The following is a 16647-nucleotide window of genomic DNA, read 5'->3' on the forward strand; positions in this document are numbered from 1 at the left end:
GAAAATGCAGCGGGAAAGGCGTCAGAGCCTCAGGCCCGCCTCCTTCATCAGCGGCAGAATGCGCTCGGCGAAATAATCGAGGTCCTCGCGGAAATCGTAGAAATTCAGCTGAACCCCATCGATCCCGGCCTTTTTCAGGCCGACAAGCTGCTCGACCACCTGCTCCGGCGAACCGATGATCTCGATATTGCCGCCAAGATTGCGCCCCTGCTTGTGGCGCGCATCGCCACGGCCGCGCCAGGCATGGGCGTCGCTGTCGTAATTATTGGTGGCGAAGGCGCGGGTGCCGGGCTGCGGTTTTCCGGCCTCGATGGCATCCGCATAGGCGATCGCCTCCTTCTCCGTATCGCGGCTGACGATGATCGGATTGATGATCGTCTTCACCTGCCGGCCATAGGCCTTGGCGCGGTTCTTGATGTTCGCGACATGATCGGGAAGCGTTTCCAGCGCGCTGTCTATATGCGCGCCGCCGGGCGAGGTGACGAAAACCAGATCGGAATGACGGGCGGCGAAATCGATGCCGGCGGGCGAACCTGTCGCGGTCACCAGCGGCGGGCGTCCGAAAGCAGGCTTCGGCGTGATCCAGCCATTGTTGATCGCCCAGGGATTGAGCTTGCCTTCATAGGAAAAATTCTCGGTCTCGCCCCACAGGCGATGGAGAACATCGAACAATTCGCCAGCCATGTCGTAGCGCTTGTCGTGGTCTATACGCTGCCAGCCAAACATTTCATGCTCGATGGCGCGGTGGCCGGTGACGATATTGATACCCCAGCGCCCCTTGGCGATATGATCCAGCGTCGCACCATATTTGGCGAGATGCAGTGGATGCAGCGGCCCATAAAGCACATGGATGGTGGAGATCAGCAGAATGTTCTTCGTGACCGCCGCCATGGCGCCAAGCGCGATGAAACTGTCGAGCGAGGATTCACCGTCATAACCGCCCTTGGGCAGCCATTGTGTGCGACTGAAGGCGATTTCGAAACCAAGCTCCTCCGCGCGCTTCACCAGTTCGACATTATAATCGAAGGTCCAGCTGTTGCTGGTCGGCAGGCTGGAGAAATTGATGTCCTGCAGATTGAGGAACAGGCCCAGCATCAGCGGCTGCTTCACCGCCCGGCTGAGCGGGCTGTCTTCGAAATCGGCCGGGCTTTTCAGGTCGAGACCTTTCAGCTCGGAACCTTCAGGCAGCGGAACAGTCAGCGCCATGTCTTTTCTCCCTCGGAATGATCCTGCGGGGTGGTTGCCAGCCGCACGCGCAGATAGTCCTCCACGCTGCGGGGCGACCGGCCGGTAATCTGCTGGACGGTATTGTTGACGGACGCCGCAAAGCCTTTGCGAATGAGTTGGCCAAACTCGCCGATCGCCTTCTGTTCAAACGCACCGATATGCGGCGGAAAGGCCAGGGCGGCATTGTCCGAAATTCCCACGGGCCGATGCTGGATGCGCGCCGCGATGCGGGCGATTTCCAGTGCCGACAAGGCTTCACCACCGGTCAGCACCAGGGCGCCGGAAACAGGCGCGCTTGTGGTGAGCGCATGAACCGCGACATCGGCAATATCGTCCGCATCGATGAAGGAGACGGCCGCGTCGCCAAAGCGGGCGGGTACATCCTCCCCCTTGCGCAGCGCGGCAACAACGGGCTCCAGCGCAACCTGCATCCAGGCATTCGGCCGCAGCACCGTATACACGATACCGCTTGCGGCCAGATGCCGTTCCACCTCGGCATGCGCCGCCCCCGAAATGGAATGTACGGCATTCTCAATGGTCCAGTCGGAGCCGGATATTTTCACGATCCGCGACGCACCGGCTGAGAGGGCGGCATCGATGACCGCATTCTGGTCCGCCGCCAGCGTTTCACCGATGGGGGAAAGCAGAAAGACGGTCTCGATACCGCGCGAGGCCTCCTTCAGGCTGGCCGGATCGGAGAAATTTCCCTCCGCAATTTCGACCCTGTCGCCCCAGAGCTTGAGCGCATCCTCGCGCCTGCGGGTCAGCACCCGAACCTTCGCCTCTTTCTGCAAGAGACGGCTGACGACACGTCGGCCGAGCTTGCCGGTTGCGCCCGTTACAAGAATGGTGGCTGTCATGACGCCCTCACTTTCCCGCACTGCGTTGCGCAGCATCTTGCTGTGAAGAAAGGGCGCGTGGATCGGCCCAGTCCTGCACATCGAAATTCGCCGGAATGAATTTCCATTCCAGCAGGAAATCCTTGAAGTGGCTGAGCGCATCCAGCTCGGCCGGATCGAGATCGAGCCGCAGATTGCGGTGTACATCCGGGCCATTCGCAGCCAGAACCGCCTCCTCGCTGACGCCGATCTCGCGGGCGATGAAACGCACGGCTTCCGCCGGATTGTCATTTGCCCATTGGGCAACCCGCTGTACGGTGGCCACCAGTTCCGCCACCAGATCGGGCCGCTCATCGGCAAAGGTGGCGTCCACCGTCAAGGGGCGCGGCGTGCCGTTGTTGATGCGAATTTTCGGATCTGGGTGGAAACCTGTCGACACCACGACCTGCGCACCGATGAGATTGGCGACGGTGACACCTTCCGCCCCCTTGACGAAAAACGCATCGATCTGGCCCCGATGCAGCGCTGCAATCTCCTCGCCATAGGGAAACCGCCGGCGCAGACCATGGAACCTGTCGTCAGAGGGATCGAGCAACACCGGCTCTTTCGCCGTGAGATCGACAAGCTCGACATCCGCAACGGCGAGGTCCGAAACCGTCAGCGCCGACACGATGCCCTTCAGGGATGTGGCACGCTGGAAATCGATGGTTTCATTCGGCCGTTTCGGCAGGCCGATGCGCCGTCCCTTCAGGTCGCTGCCCCTGCTTATTCCGCTTACTGGCAAAGCGATGACGGCCTGAAACTCATCAGTTCTCGTCAACCCCACCAGCCGTGTTTTCCGGCCGCCGGATTTCGCCCAGATCGGCGGAATATTGCCGCCCTGACGGAAGGACCAGTCCAGACGATGATCGAAATGGCTCTGGCGAATGGCCGGATCGGCCGCGTCGCGAATGGAGGAAACAGAGATGCCATGAGTGGCGAAACTGTCCTCGATCCAGCCCATTTGCGCCGCGATGGAAAGCGGCGTGGGCGCCGGGCAGCGTGTGTACCACACGGTTACGGGTTGGGTTATCTGGCGAAGGGCGGCATCAGCCATGGCGTTCGTCCTCGAAATTGCGATCTGGACGGCACGCTACACGCCATAAAATATTTTCTATAGATAAAGTGTACTATTTCAGACGCGATTGAGGAAATTCGTTTCCATCTTACGAACGATACGCCGGAGTAACGGAATATCCTTTCGATAATAGCAAGACTTTGGGTGGCATCCCCCACCCCACCTCACCCGTTATCTCCCTTTCAACCGCCGCTTGGGGCGCTGCTACGGATGAAAGTTTTTCTTCTCCGCACAGCAAGGATTTTTAACTCGCGACCGGACCTCCGGCTGTTACGCTTCCTGCAATTGCGCCGGTCATACAGGCCGGCAATCCAACAGACCTGAAAGAAACGTGGCAGCATGAGCAAGACCAAACGCCGGCTTAATCTCAATGTCGGCATCAACACCACCGGATACCTCGCCAATGCCTGGAAATACCGGAGCGGAGACCGGCACGACATCAACAACATAGGCTATTATCGCCGGCTGACTGAACTGGCCCATAAGGGCCGGTTCGACGCCGTTTTCCTTTCCGACCACCCCGCACTGCTGACCGACCCGGCAAGCCGCCCGTTTCACACCATCGATCCGCTCATTCTCTCGACATCGCTTGCCGCACAGGTGCCGGATATCGGCTTTGTGGCAACGGTATCCTCCACCTATAATTCGCCCTATAATTTCGCCAGACGGACGCAATCCATCGACCTCGTCACCGGCGGCCGGCTGATCGTCAACATCGTTTCTTCCTTCAATCCCAATGTCGCCGCCAATTTCGGCAACGATCCGCTGCCGCCGCGCAGCGAGAGATATGCCAAGGCCACCGAATTTCTCAACGTCGCGAAAAAGCTCTGGTCGAGCTGGGATCCACGCCGCGAAGGCGAGGTGCCGGAAGAGCGTTTCTGGGATGCGGCGACCGCCGAAACCATCGATCATGAGGGGCAATATTTCCATGTCAAAGGCCCGCTCAACGTTCCGCGTGGGCCGCAGGGGCATCCCGTCATCGCACAGGCCGGCGCCTCCGAAGGCGGCATCGATCTGGCGGCACGCCATGGCGAGATCATCTATTGCAACATCCTGTCACGACCGGCAGGTCAGGCCTTCGGCAAGAAGGTCCGCGACCGCGCCGTCTCCCTCGGCCGCGATCCATCCGGCATCCGCATCGTTCCTGGCCTCGTCGTCATTCTCGGCGAGACCCGTGAGGAAGCGCTGCGCAAGCATGAACTCTTCAGCGGGACAGGCTCGGAAGACGGTCTTCTGGTGCGTTTCGCCAAAGAAAACGGTATTGATCCGCGCGACTTCAACCCGGATATAAAACTCGATGGCGAGCGCTTCATTCCCGACCAGAACCGGCAATGGGCCGTTGGCATGGGACTTGGCCTTTCCGAACTGCTGACCCACGAAAAGCTCACCGCCCGTGAGGCCGTGCGCCGCTCCGAGGGGCACCACCGGCTGCTGCTTGGTACGCCGGAAGAGGTGGCGGATGGCATTATCGACCTCTGGCAGGACGGCACGGTGGATGGTTACACCCTGCAGCCGCCGCGAGCACCCGACGACATTGCTGAATTCGTCGAGAAGGTCGTGCCGGTGCTGCAGGATCGCGGTGTTTACCCGCGCGAATATGAAGGCGCGACAATACGTGACCGCTATGGCCTGCCTTATCCAGATTGAACGGCAGATACGGCACTGTTGAAGGTGTCATATACCCATCTCCCACCACTTCCCGCTTCCAGCGGGAACGACGGGAACGGGACATATTATTGGCCCATCGCCACTTTCAAAACCGGCCGCCCGCCGGAAAGCTGCGGCAGGGCGGAGGCGAAATCCGTGACGATCTGGCGGTAATCTTCCGGCTGGAATTCATAGGGCAGTTCGAGGCGGAATTCCGAGACGTGCGGCAGAACGGGATCCCGCGACAGTTTCTCCAGAATTTCGTCCGTCGTGCCAACGATATCGGGCAGGAAAAGCGTGCGACGTGCGCCATGCGGCGTGGTCGTGCGCTTGTCGCGCTCGGCGGCGAATTCCGCGTAACGGCGGCGGGTCGCGGGGCTTGCGCTATCGGTCGGCAGGATCACGCGGCCAAGAGCGACGCGCGGTTGGCGCTCATGCCCCCATTCCTGCCGGAAGCGGCTGACCAGTGCCGCCTGCGCGGTCAGAAAATCATCGGTATTTTCGCCGCTGACGATATTCCCTGTCAGAAGATTGAAGCCAGCCTTGCCGGCCCAGCGCGCGGAATTCTGCGATCCGCCGCCGTACCACAGCCGGTCAGTCAAACCCCTGGCGACTGGCCGCAGGCGTGGCACCTGCGCACCGGCCGCATTGCCCGCTTCCGTCTCGCTGGACAGCGGTTCCGATCTCAGGGCCCTTGCCAGCTTTTCGGCGCGGGCGTGGCTGTGATCGACGTCGGGAACCGTATCGACATAATCCGAAATAAGATGGGCAAAGGGCGGTGCGCCCACCGAAACCCCGACATTCAACCGCCCGCGCGACAGGACATCCACGGTGGCCAGATCTTCCGCCAACCGGAAGGGATTTTCGTAACCAAGCTGAATGACGGCGGTGCCGAGGCCGATCCGTTTCGTGCGCTGCGATGCCGCCGCGAGGAAAGTGGCCGCCGATGACACGCCCCGTTCCAGATGGCGCTGGCGAACCCAGGCGCTGTGATAACCCAGCGCCTCTCCGGCTTCGAAAAGCTGCAAGGTTTCTTCCACCCCTCGTGCCGGATCGTCGTCCTGATAGTTGCCGGGAACGAGAAAGGCCAAGTGGGAGATATGGGAAAGGGGCATGGCTGTACATCCGGAAACGAGTGTTGAAGCTCAGCAGCGCAGATGCAGCCATCCCTGTTTCGGACAACCGTTCAATGCGGCGCATACCCACGCAGAATGCATGATGAGGGGCACGGCTGGCACGGCATGTTCGTTTATAGTGCCGGCCTTTGTTGAAAGATCATTGCGCGATTCAATAGTCCACTAAAATTATGGATTACATTCCATTTGGCATAGCCGCGCTCACGCCTCCCGTCAGATTTTCTTCCGCCAAGACGCAAAATCTCCCTCTGGAGCCCAGTCTCACCGATGACCTGTGCAACACCGTGTGCAAATGGCCTTGATTTTCCACACCAACATGTAATACAGATTATCATACATGTTGACAAATAACGCATACATGTATGACATTGCAGCAACCACAAACGCTGCCATACCTGCATGAGGGAGGAATTATGATCATCACCGACGTCGAGGTCCGTGTTTTCCGCACGACGACCCGTCGGCACTCGGACAGTGCCGGTCACGCGCATCCGGGTCCGGCCCATCAGGTGGAACAGGCCATGCTGACCATCCGCACGGAAGATGGGCAGGAAGGCCACTCCTTCACCGCGCCGGAGATCGTTCGCCCGCATGTCATCGAAAAATTCGTCAAGAAAGTCCTGATCGGCGAGGATCATCGCGACCGCGAACGGCTATGGCAGGACCTTGCCCACTGGCAGCGCGGCTCGGCCGCGCAGCTGACCGACCGCACGCTGGCGGTGGTGGATTGCGCCCTGTGGGACCTTGCCGGCCGCTCGCTCAATCAACCTGTATACAAGTTGATCGGCAGCTATCGCGACAAGGTGCTCGCCTATGGCTCCATCATGTGCGGCGACGAGCTTGAAGGCGGGCTGGCGACGCCGGAAGATTACGGCCGCTTTGCCGAAACGCTGGTGAAACGCGGTTACAAGGGCATCAAGCTGCACACCTGGATGCCGCCCGTCAGCTGGGCGCCGGATGTGAAAATGGACCTCAAGGCCTGCGCCGCCGTGCGCGAGGCGGTTGGCCCCGATATTCGCCTGATGATCGACGCTTTCCACTGGTATTCCCGCACCGATGCGCTGGCGCTGGGGCGTGGCCTCGAAAAACTCGGCTTCGACTGGATCGAGGAGCCGATGGATGAGCAGTCGCTGTCTTCCTACAAGTGGCTTTCCGACAATCTCGATATCCCTGTCGTCGGCCCCGAAAGTGCGGCCGGCAAGCATTGGCACCGGGCCGAATGGATCAAGGCCGGCGCCTGCGATATTCTGCGCACCGGCGTCAACGATGTCGGTGGCATCACTCCGGCGCTGAAGACCATGCATCTGGCCGAGGCCTTTGGTATGGAGTGCGAAGTCCATGGTAACACGGCCATGAACCTGCACGTTGTCGCCGCCACCAAGAATTGCCGCTGGTATGAGCGCGGCCTGTTGCACCCCTTCCTCGAATATGATGACGGCCACGATTATCTGAAATCGCTGTCCGACCCGATGGACCGCGACGGCTTCGTGCATGTCCCTGATCGGCCGGGCCTTGGCGAGGACATCGATTTCACCTTCATCGACAACAACCGGGTGAGGTAACGGGCGATGAAAACGGTGCTCGCCTTCGGAGACAGCCTCACCTGGGGTGCGGACCCGGCAACGGGTCTGAGGCACCCCGCCGAACACCGCTGGCCGGAGGTGCTGGAGGCCGCGCTTTCCGGAAAGGTGAAGGTCCACCCGGAAGGGCTTGGCGGGCGCACCACCTGCTACGACGACCATGCCGGCCCGGCCTGCCGCAACGGCGCGCGGGCGCTGGAGATCGCGCTGTCCTGCCACATGCCGCTCGATCTCGTCATTGTCATGCTTGGCACCAATGACATCAAGCCAGTGCATGGCGGGCGTGCGGAAGCCGCGGTTTCCGGCATGCGGAGGCTGGCGCAGATCGTCGAGACCTTCATCTACAAACCGCGCGAGGCCGTGCCGAAACTGCTGATCGTCTCCCCGCCGCCCTGCGTCGCAGGCCCGGGCGGCGAACCTGCCGGCGGGCGGGATATCGGGCAATCGCTGCGGCTTGCGCCGCTTTACAGCAAACTCGCCGTCGAACTCGGACATGCCTTTTTCGATGCCGGATCGGTCGCCAGCGCCTCACCGGTGGATGGCGTGCATCTGGATGCGCCGGCAACGGCGGCAATCGGCCGGGCGCTCGCAGCTCCGGTCAAAGAGATTCTTGGCTGATCCTGCAACGCCCGAGGAGGAACCGGGCGTGTGGATCGAAACGTGGAAAGGCCGTATGAACCGGCCGCATTGGGAGGAAAGATGAAACATTTTCTTGCAACCGCAGCACTTGGCGCCCTGCTGATCGGTGCTATGCCGCTCAGCGCCTTTGCCGAAACGCCGAAGGACCAGCTCATCGTCGCCACGACCATGAGCAACATCCTCACCCTCGATCCCGCCGCCATTACCGGCCGCGAGACCGTGCAGGTGCTGAACAATGTCTATGACACGCTGGTGGTGCTTTCCCCGAAAGATCGCAGCGTTCAGCCACGCCTTGCCGAACGCTGGGAAATTGCCGAGGACCGGAAATCCATCCGCTTCCATCTGCGCGCCGATGCCAAATTCGCGTCCGGCAATGCCGTGACGGCAAAGGACGTAGCGTGGAGCCTGAAGCGGCTGCTCGCCCGCAACCTGGCGCAATCGTCCTTCCTCAAAACACGCGGTTTCAAGCTGGAAGAGGCCGACAAGCTGTTCGTCGCCGAAAACGACCAGACCTTCGTGCTGAATATCCCGAAGCCCGACGACCCCAACCTTCTGCTGATGATCCTTGCGCAGAACGGCCCCGGCTCGATCATCGACAGCAAGACGGCGCTTGAGAATGAAAAGGACGGCGATCTGGGCGGCGCATGGCTGACGCTGAATTCCGCCGGCTCCGGCCCCTTCAAGCTGACGCAGTGGAAATCCAACGAATATATCATCCTCACCCGCAACGACGATTATTGGGGTGAGAAGGCAAAGATGAAGCGCATCCTGATGCGCCATCTGCCGGAATCGCAGTCGCAGCGGCTAATGCTGGAAAAAGGCGATATCGACGTTGCCTATTCCCTGCAGGCCCCGGATCTGAAATCGCTAGAGGCCGACAAGGCCGTTACCATCGAATCCACACCCGGCTCCGGTTTTTATTACCTCAGCGTTTCGATGAAGGATGAGAAATTCGCAAACAAGAAGGTGCGCGAGGCTCTGCGTTACCTGATCGATTACGACGGTCTCGACAAGGCGGTCATGCCCTATTACGGCAAGCTGCATCAGCGCTCGCTCAGCACCGGCGTCATGGGTGCGCTGCCGGACCAGGGCTACAAGCTCGACATCGAAAAAGCCAAGGCGCTTCTGGCGGAAGCCGGTTATCCGAACGGTTTCAAGACGACACTGCGGGTGCTTTCGGAAGACCCCTTCATGAAGGCGGCAACGGCGATCCAGAACACGCTGGCGCAGGCCGGCATTCAGGCCGAACTGATCAGCGGCTCCGGCGACCAGATTTATGGCGCCATGCGCGAGCGGAATTTCGAACTGCTGCTCGGCCGCGGCGGCGGCGGCCAGCAGCCGCATCCGGACAACAACCTGCGCTCCATCGCCTATAATCCCAACAATGCCGATGACGCCAAGCTCACCAATTACCAGAGCTGGCGCACCAGCTTCTTCGATGAGAAGCTGAACAAGATGATCGAGGCGGCGCTGGTGGAGCGCGACGTGGCGAAACAGACGAAGCTTTATGAGGACCTGCAGGGCTATATGGACGAGATCGTCATGTCCATTCAGCCCTTCTCCGAAGTCATCGACACCGCCGCCTTCCGCAGCGATATCAAGGGCATGATCGTCAGCCCCTGGCTTTCGCGGTTTGAAGAGGTGAGCAAGGAGCGGTGAGCCCGCTGCGTATTCTCGAATAAGAAAAGGCGCGGCTAACCCCGCGCCTTTTTGCTGTAACAAAGCCCCGCTCACCCAATGTGTCAGGCGCAAGCGAAGCCTCCGCACTCCGTCACCTCGGACTAGATCCGGGGTCTAGTGCGATCAAGTCCTTGATCGCGAGAGAGTCCATTCACGGCGCAGACGCGCCGTGAATGGATGCCGGATCTAGTCCGGCATGACGGAAGGCGGGTCTCGCACTATGTCAGCAGCCTAGGCGTAGTTTGCGGCCCACCATCCCCGCCGTAGCCATCCCAAAAAAAAAGCCCGGCAGGGAGGCCGGGCAAGGAAGGAGGATGTTATTATCCGTGACGCCCCGGAGGAGGACGGTCACGTTCTTGGAGCCGTCACGCGCCTTCATATTCCAGCGAGGCGTCGATTAATTCGCGCGCATAGGGATGCGTCGCGCCATTGCCGGCAATGGCCTCGCGCGGCAGGATTTCGGTAATTTCACCACGCAGCATCACGGCGAAACGGTCGCACATGTGATCGACCACGGCGAGATCGTGGGTCACCATGATATAGGTGAAGCCGCGCTCTTCCCGCAGGCGCTGGAGGAGGTTGAGGATTTCCGCCTGCACCGAGACATCGAGCGCAGACGTCGGCTCATCGAGCAGTAACAGTGACGGTTCGAGGATCAGCGCCCGGGCAATCGCCACGCGCTGCCGCTGGCCGCCGGAAAGCTGGTGCGGGAAGCGATCCAGAAAGGCGACGGGCAGGCCGACATCCGTGATGACCTTGCGCATGCGCTCTTCCCGGTCGCCGAGCTTGTGGATCGCAAGCGATTCCGAAAGCACGGTGCGCACCGACTGGCGCGGATGCAGCGACCCGTATGGGTCCTGAAACACCATTTGCAGCATGCGGCACCGCTCGATCAGCGGCATATCGCGCACCGACCTGCCGTCGATGAGAATATCGCCGGTCCAGAAATCGTTGAGCATGGAGACGCAGCGAAGCACGGTGGATTTGCCCGAGCCGCTTTCGCCGACCAGCCCGAAGCACTCGCCCGGCTCGACGCGGAAAGACACCGAAGGCAGCACTTTCAGTGCTGTATGGCCGCTGCCAAAGGTGATGGAAAGATCGCGGGTTTCAACGGAAACGGCCATTACACTTTCTCCTCCAGCCATTCGGGGCGGCGATCCAGCACCGCAAGCGGCGCACGCGTGCCACCGATGCGTGGCTGCGCCGCCAGCAGGCCGCGCGTATAGGGGTGCTGCGCCTGATCGAGATCGCGTGCGGCGAGCGTTTCCACCACCCGGCCGGAATACATGATGAGCACGCGGTCGCAGAAATTGCGCACGAGATTGAGGTCGTGGCTGATCATGATGAGGCCGATGCCGCGATCCCGCACCAGACCGTCGAGAATATTCAGCACCTGCAGCCGCACCGTCACATCAAGCGCCGAGGTCGGCTCATCGGCAATGACGAGATCGGGGTCGGCGAGCAGCATCATGGCGATCATGACACGCTGGCCCATGCCGCCGGAAATCTCGTGCGGATATTGCCCGTAAACACGGGCGGCATCGCGGATTTTCACCGCATCGAGCATGGCCAGCGCCTTTTCCCGGGCCTCGGCTTTCGACGCCTTGAAATGGCGCAGATAGGTCTCCGTCACCTGATCGCCGACCCGGCGGATGGGGTTGAGGGAGAATTTCGGATCCTGAAGGATCATCGACATGCGCCGACCGCGGACCTTCAGCATCTCCTTCTCATCGAGCGAAAGAAGATCGAGGCCATCGAAATCCAGCCTGTCGGCGGTGATTGTCGCCGACGGCAGAAGGCGCAGCAGGGCGCGGCCGACGGTGGATTTGCCCGAGCCGCTTTCGCCGACGATGCCGAGCCGTTCCCGGCCGAGTGTGAAGGAGATGCCGCGCACCGCCTCAATGGGCGAGCCGCCATAGCGGATGCGGAGATTTTCGACGTCGAGGATTGGTTTTTCCATGGCCCTATCTCCGGTTCATCTGCTTCGGATCGAGCGCATCCCGCAGGCCGTCGCCGAGAAGATTGAAGGCAAGGCTGACGGAGAGGATCGCAATGCCGGGGAAGGTGACGAGCCACCAGCTATCCAACATGTAACGCCGGCCGGTGGCGATCATCGCTCCCCATTCCGGCAGCGGCGGCTGCGCGCCGAGGCCGAGGAAGCCGAGGCCGGCGGCGGTGAGAATGACGGTCGCCATGTTCAGCGTCAGGCGGATGAGGACCGAGGGCAGACACATGGGCATGATCGACTTGACGATGATGCGCAGCGGCGATGCACCCTGAAGCCGCGCGGCGGCAATGTAATCCGCCTTGCGGAAGGTCATGGCTTCGGCGCGGGCAAGGCGCGCAATCGGCGGCCAGGAGGTGAGTGCAATCGCGATGATCGCATTGTTGAGGCTCGGGCCGAGTGCTGCGACGAAGGCGAGCGACAGGATGAGGCTCGGGAACGACAGGAAAATATCCGTGATGCGCATCATCACCGTATCGAACTTGCCGCCGAGATAACCCGACGCCGTGCCGACCAGAAGACCGACCGGGCCGACGATGATCGACACCAGCGAAATGATGGTGAGAGTAATGCGCGCGCCCCAGAGAAGGCGACTGTAGATATCGCGCCCCAGCTCGTCCGTGCCGAAGAAATGACCGTTGCCCGGCGGCTGTAGCGTCCTGCCGAGATCCTGCACGTAAGGGTCGTGCGTCGCAAGCCAGGGCGCGAAAATCGCCGCGATGACGAGAAGCAGCAATATCAACAGGCCGAATGCCGATGTCGGGCTTTTCAGCAGGAAGACGATGATGTTCTTCAGCGCGTTTAATGGCACAGGAAGACGGAAGGAGGTTTCTGCACGAGCCGTCATCAGCGTGTCCTCGGATCGAAAAAGCGGTAGAGAATGTCGGACAGGAGATTAAGCCCGATGAAGATGACACCGACGATGAGCACGCAGGTCATCACGGCATTCATGTCGCCGATGATAAGATTGCTGGTGAGATATTGGCCGAAACCCGGCCAGGCGAAGACAGTCTCGATAAGGACAGCACCTTCCAGCAGCGAGCCGTAAGCAAGCGCAATGATGGTGACGAGCTGCACGCGGATATTGCCGAAGGCATGCAGCCACACCGTTTGCCGTTGCGACAGGCCTTTGACGCGCGCGGTCGTCACATATTCCTGGCCGAGCTGGTCGAGCATGAAGCTGCGCGTCATGCGGGTGATATAGGCCGAGGAGGAATAACCGAGCAGAGCGGCGGGCAGGATGAGGTGATTGACGGCCGACCAGAAGACTTCCATATCGCCCGCAAGCAGGCTGTCGATCAAAAGGAAGCCCGTTCGCTCTTCCACGAGGCCGATATAGAACTGGTCCATGCGGCCACCGCCGCCGACAAGGCCGAGATGGGCGTAAAAAACGATCAGCGCGATCATGCCGGTCCAGAAGATCGGCATGGAATGGCCGAACAGGCTGAGCACCCGCACGAGATGGTCCTGCCAGCGGTCTTTCTTGACGGCGGCGTAAACACCCATGGGAATGCCAAGGCCGGCGCCGATCAGGATCGCGAAGGTCGCAAGCTCCATCGTCGCCGGCATGACGCGTATGATGTCCTCGATGACGGGGCGGCCCGTGCGGATCGAGGTTCCGAAATCGCCGGTGAAGACATCGCCGAGATAATAGATGAATTGTTGCCAGAGCGGGCGGTCGAAGCCGAGCGCGTGGAAAACCTGCTCATAGGTTTCACGGGTCGCGTCCTCGCCGACGATCGCCCGCACCGGATCGGCGGGCATCAGGCGGCCGATAAAAAAGGTCAGCAGCAGCAATCCGAGCAGCGTGACCGCAATACTTCCGATCTGGCCGGACAGGCCATACAGCGAAAGGCGTCTTTTTGGCATGATTCCTCCCTTGCCAGAAGTCGACCGCGCAAAAGAACAAAGACGCAATCCTGTCTGACAACTATTCGCAAGTTGTCACAGGTGTTTAAAGCTGTCAAGCATATGCCGGTAAAATTGGTACTGCGGCGGGGGCTTGAGAATTCAGAAAACGGGCAGCGCCCACTCTCCGGAGCCGAAGTTTCATCGGGAAGCCAGCCGTTCTTTCCTTCGCCGGAAAACAGATCACACACGTTGCCGCGATTGAAAAAGCCTGTCATCTTCCGCTTCGAGATGCCGATCCGGCACCGGCCACATTGTACTTCCGGGGGAGGACGAAATGGCGGAAATGACGCTTCTGGCATTTGCCTTGGTCGCCTTTATCGGCATTGCCACGCCCGGCCCGACCGTTCTGCTGGCGCTTGCGAATGGCTCCCGTTTCGGGGTCCGTCGCGCCTTGACCGGCATGGCCGGGGCGGTTCTGTCCGATTTCGTCCTGATCGGCGCGGTTGCGCTGGGATTGGGAGCCCTGCTCGCCGCCTCGGAATTCTGGTTCGGCGTCGTCAAATGGGCCGGCGTTTGTTATCTTGCCTTTCTGGGCGTCATGCTTTTGCGCTCCCGGGGTTCGCTCGATGGCGCTCTTCAATCGACAGATACGGCCGAGACTATTTCCGCCCGCTCGATTTTCCTCAAGAGCTTCCTTGTGGCGGTGACCAACCCCAAGGGATATCTGTTCTTTTCGGCTTTCCTGCCGCAATTCATCGATCCGGCGGCACCGCAGTTCCAGCAATATGCGGTGCTTGCACTGGTTTTCGCCGGTATCGATTTCATGGTGTTCGGATATGCCCTGCTCGGCTCGCAGGCCGTCAGACTATTGCGAAAATCAGGAGCTCTATGGCTCGACCGGATGTGCGGCGGCGCTCTTTTGACACTTGCCGCCTCCCTGGCCTTCTATCGACGGGCAAGCGCGTAACCTATTGAGAAAGCCGGTCATTCAGCGGCGGTGCGGGAGCGCAGAAGCACCTTGTAGCGTTCAAGACTGCCGCGCAGATGCGCCGCCATATATTGGCGTGCGGCATCGGCATCGCCTTCGATGATGGCGTCGACGATCCTCGCATGCTCCTCCTGGAGGTGAAGGTTGTAGTCCTTCGGGCGCGAACCGGGTGCTGCCCCCTGCAATTCGCCACGGGGAATGATGCCGGAGCGGATGAGTTGAAGAAACTCGGGAAAACGCCGGTTCTGCGTCGCCTGCGCAATCGCCAGATGGAACTCGAAATCGGCGTCCCGCGTCGGCAGGCCGGCGGCGAGACAATCACCGACACGCCGGTGCGCATCCACAATCGCCTCCACCTGCACGGCGGAACGGCGCGATGCCGCAAGCCCGGCGGATTCGACCTCGAAAACGGTGCGCAATTCCAGCAATTCGATCACCGAGGAAATTCGCCCCACGGCCAGATCGTTAAAGGGCAGCTCCTTGGCCGGTTTTACTTCGACGGCGAAAACGCCCGCACCCTTGCGGGCTTCAACGAGGCCATCGGCGCGCAGAATGGCGATGGCCTCGCGCACCACGGTTCGGCTGACGGAATATTCACGCGTCAGTTCGCTTTCGCTCGGAAGACGGTCGCCGGGGCGGAACACACCCTCCGACAGATCCCGCCGCAATGCCGAACTGATTTTCGCCGCGAGCGATACCCCCTGCTTCGTGCTGCTCTCAACGTCCATTCCGGCCCACCTGTTTCAAACTTGTCTGGCATGTTAGCAAACACCCGCTACATTGCAAGGGCCGGGCCTCTGCCCCCCCCGGACGATTGGCCGCCCTCACGCCGCAGCCATGGCCGAACTGCTGGAAAAGCGGCTTCTATATTCACCCGGTGAGAGGCCAAGAATGCGGTGAAACACCCGGCGAAAGGCGGCGGCATCCTCATAACCCACCGACCATGCGATCTGATCGACCGAACGACGGGTGAATTCCAGCAATTCCCGCGCCTTGCCGACCCGCAGATGCTGGACATATTCGATGGGCTTCATGCCGGTGGCGGCCTTGAAGCGGCGTAGGAAGGTCCGCTCCTCCAGCCCGGCATGGCCGGCCATGTCGGTAACGCTCGTCGCCCGCCCGGCGCGGGCCTGCAGCCAGTGCTGCACCTTCAGGATCGGCTCATCGCCATGCGTCAGCCTTGGGGCGAAGCTGCTATAATGGCGCTGTTCACGCCCCGAAGGGTCGATCAGCAGGAATTTGCCGGTCTCTATCATCACCGAAGGTCCGAGCAACCGGTCGACGATGCGCAGGCCAAGATCGGTCCACGCCATCAGCCCGCCAGCCGTGATGATATCTCCATCCTCGATGACGATCTTGTCGATCTCCAGCCGGATATCGGGAAAACGGTCGCGGAACCGCTCGGCAAACAGCCAGTGGGTAGTGGCCGGGCGGCCGGACAAAAGACCCGTTGCGGCGATGATGAAGGAACCGCCGCAACTGGCGGCCAGCGTCGCCCCCTGGGCATGCCGATCCAGCAGCCAGCGGGCGTAGGGCTCCGCCTCGTCGATTTCGGCCGGCCCCGTCAACCGGCCGGGTACGACAAAAATGCCGGGATGTCCCGGCCTGCCTGGCTCGGTGTCGTGACAGCGAGAAAATTCACCGCCCTCGCCCATGCTCCAGTGGCTGACCCGCAATTTCGGCCCGCCGCGATCCTGTGAAAACACCGATGCGATGGCGAAAAGATCGGTGATGCCATGCACCATGGCGATCTGACAGTCCCGATAGAGGACCAGCCCCACTTCCAGCGCGCTTCCCGTTACACCTGCCATGCGCTCCACACCCCGTTTTGTCAGTTTCGGCTCGTTTTCTGTCAGAAGCGCCAATCCAGCCCCGGCGGCCTCCAGAGTATCTCTATTCCCACGGGACGCAAGCAAGCTCCCTGCAACAGGAGAGAGA

General features: G+C 60.9%; 15 protein-coding genes. 5 read left to right on the top strand and 10 right to left on the bottom strand.

Annotated features, from left to right (window positions below; genetic code table 11):
* Window positions 1-21 precede the first annotated feature (21 nt).
* The 3 genes from CFBP4996_RS16870 to CFBP4996_RS16880 are packed head-to-tail and all read right to left on the bottom strand — an operon-like array spanning window position 22 to window position 3162.
* A complete protein-coding gene (locus CFBP4996_RS16870) occupies window positions 22-1206 on the bottom strand; it encodes an LLM class flavin-dependent oxidoreductase (RefSeq protein ID WP_035221209.1) in 1185 nt (394 codons plus the stop codon).
* Entirely contained in the window at window positions 1197-2087 is an 891-nt protein-coding gene (locus CFBP4996_RS16875; RefSeq protein WP_080854460.1) for an NmrA family NAD(P)-binding protein, read from the bottom strand. The genes CFBP4996_RS16870 and CFBP4996_RS16875 overlap by 10 nt, the downstream gene beginning before the upstream one ends.
* Window positions 2088-2094: 7 nt before the next feature.
* Window positions 2095-3162 carry an ABC transporter substrate-binding protein gene (locus CFBP4996_RS16880; protein ID WP_080854459.1) on the bottom strand — a complete coding sequence of 356 codons (1068 nt, stop codon included), beginning with the start codon at window positions 3160-3162 and terminating at the stop codon, window positions 2095-2097.
* A 360-nt stretch (window positions 3163-3522) separates the two neighbouring features.
* Between CFBP4996_RS16880 and CFBP4996_RS16885 the strand changes: the two genes are divergently transcribed.
* The gene (locus tag CFBP4996_RS16885) at window positions 3523-4830 is read left to right on the top strand and encodes an NtaA/DmoA family FMN-dependent monooxygenase (RefSeq protein WP_080854458.1); all 1308 of its coding nucleotides are present in this window, start codon (window positions 3523-3525) and stop codon (window positions 4828-4830) included.
* A gap of 86 nt (window positions 4831-4916) precedes the next feature.
* On the opposite strand, the gene CFBP4996_RS16890 is transcribed toward CFBP4996_RS16885, so the two are convergent.
* The gene (locus tag CFBP4996_RS16890) at window positions 4917-5945 is read right to left on the bottom strand and encodes an LLM class flavin-dependent oxidoreductase (protein WP_080854457.1); all 1029 of its coding nucleotides are present in this window, start codon (window positions 5943-5945) and stop codon (window positions 4917-4919) included.
* Between the two features lie 434 nt (window positions 5946-6379).
* Between CFBP4996_RS16890 and CFBP4996_RS16895 the strand changes: the two genes are divergently transcribed.
* The 3 genes from CFBP4996_RS16895 to CFBP4996_RS16905 all read left to right on the top strand — a co-directional run bounded on the left by CFBP4996_RS16895 (window position 6380) and on the right by CFBP4996_RS16905 (window position 9844).
* Entirely contained in the window at window positions 6380-7528 is a 1149-nt protein-coding gene (locus tag CFBP4996_RS16895) for a mandelate racemase family protein (protein WP_059753476.1), read from the top strand.
* A gap of 6 nt (window positions 7529-7534) precedes the next feature.
* The gene (locus CFBP4996_RS16900; RefSeq protein ID WP_080854456.1) at window positions 7535-8164 is read left to right on the top strand and encodes an SGNH/GDSL hydrolase family protein; all 630 of its coding nucleotides are present in this window, start codon (window positions 7535-7537) and stop codon (window positions 8162-8164) included.
* Window positions 8165-8245: 81 nt separating this feature from the next.
* Window positions 8246-9844: an ABC transporter substrate-binding protein gene (locus CFBP4996_RS16905; RefSeq protein WP_080854455.1), complete on the top strand. Its 1599-nt coding sequence runs from the start codon at window positions 8246-8248 to the stop codon at window positions 9842-9844.
* A gap of 386 nt (window positions 9845-10230) precedes the next feature.
* Here the strand turns inward: CFBP4996_RS16905 and CFBP4996_RS16910 are convergent, their stop codons facing one another.
* The 4 genes from CFBP4996_RS16910 to CFBP4996_RS16925 are packed head-to-tail and all read right to left on the bottom strand — an operon-like array spanning window position 10231 to window position 13739.
* Complete coding sequence (locus CFBP4996_RS16910; protein WP_080854454.1) at window positions 10231-10989, bottom strand: ABC transporter ATP-binding protein; 759 nt, start codon at window positions 10987-10989, stop codon at window positions 10231-10233.
* Complete coding sequence (locus tag CFBP4996_RS16915) at window positions 10989-11825, bottom strand: ABC transporter ATP-binding protein (protein ID WP_080854453.1); 837 nt, start codon at window positions 11823-11825, stop codon at window positions 10989-10991. The genes CFBP4996_RS16910 and CFBP4996_RS16915 overlap by 1 nt, the downstream gene beginning before the upstream one ends.
* A 4-nt stretch (window positions 11826-11829) precedes the next feature.
* Window positions 11830-12717, bottom strand: a complete 888-nt coding sequence (locus tag CFBP4996_RS16920) for an ABC transporter permease (RefSeq protein WP_080854452.1) — start codon at window positions 12715-12717, stop codon at window positions 11830-11832.
* On the bottom strand, window positions 12717-13739 hold the full coding sequence (locus tag CFBP4996_RS16925) for an ABC transporter permease (protein ID WP_080854451.1): 1023 nt from the start codon (window positions 13737-13739) through the stop codon (window positions 12717-12719). The genes CFBP4996_RS16920 and CFBP4996_RS16925 overlap by 1 nt, the downstream gene beginning before the upstream one ends.
* 316 nt (window positions 13740-14055) lie before the next feature.
* On the opposite strand from CFBP4996_RS16925, the gene CFBP4996_RS16930 reads away from it, so the two are divergent.
* Complete coding sequence (locus tag CFBP4996_RS16930) at window positions 14056-14688, top strand: LysE family translocator (protein ID WP_080854450.1); 633 nt, start codon at window positions 14056-14058, stop codon at window positions 14686-14688.
* Window positions 14689-14705: 17 nt separating this feature from the next.
* Here CFBP4996_RS16930 and CFBP4996_RS16935 read toward each other — a convergent pair whose 3' ends face one another.
* Together CFBP4996_RS16935 and CFBP4996_RS16940 are read right to left on the bottom strand one after the other, a co-directional pair.
* Window positions 14706-15437 (bottom strand): FadR/GntR family transcriptional regulator, encoded by a 732-nt coding sequence (locus tag CFBP4996_RS16935; protein WP_080854449.1) that lies wholly within the window; start codon window positions 15435-15437, stop codon window positions 14706-14708.
* A gap of 96 nt (window positions 15438-15533) precedes the next feature.
* Window positions 15534-16520: a GlxA family transcriptional regulator gene (locus CFBP4996_RS16940; protein WP_080854889.1), complete on the bottom strand. Its 987-nt coding sequence runs from the start codon at window positions 16518-16520 to the stop codon at window positions 15534-15536.
* Between the last annotated feature and the right edge of the window lie 127 nt (window positions 16521-16647).

This window comes from Agrobacterium leguminum (assembly GCF_005144435.2).
Taxonomy (GTDB): domain Bacteria; phylum Pseudomonadota; class Alphaproteobacteria; order Rhizobiales; family Rhizobiaceae; genus Agrobacterium; species Agrobacterium leguminum.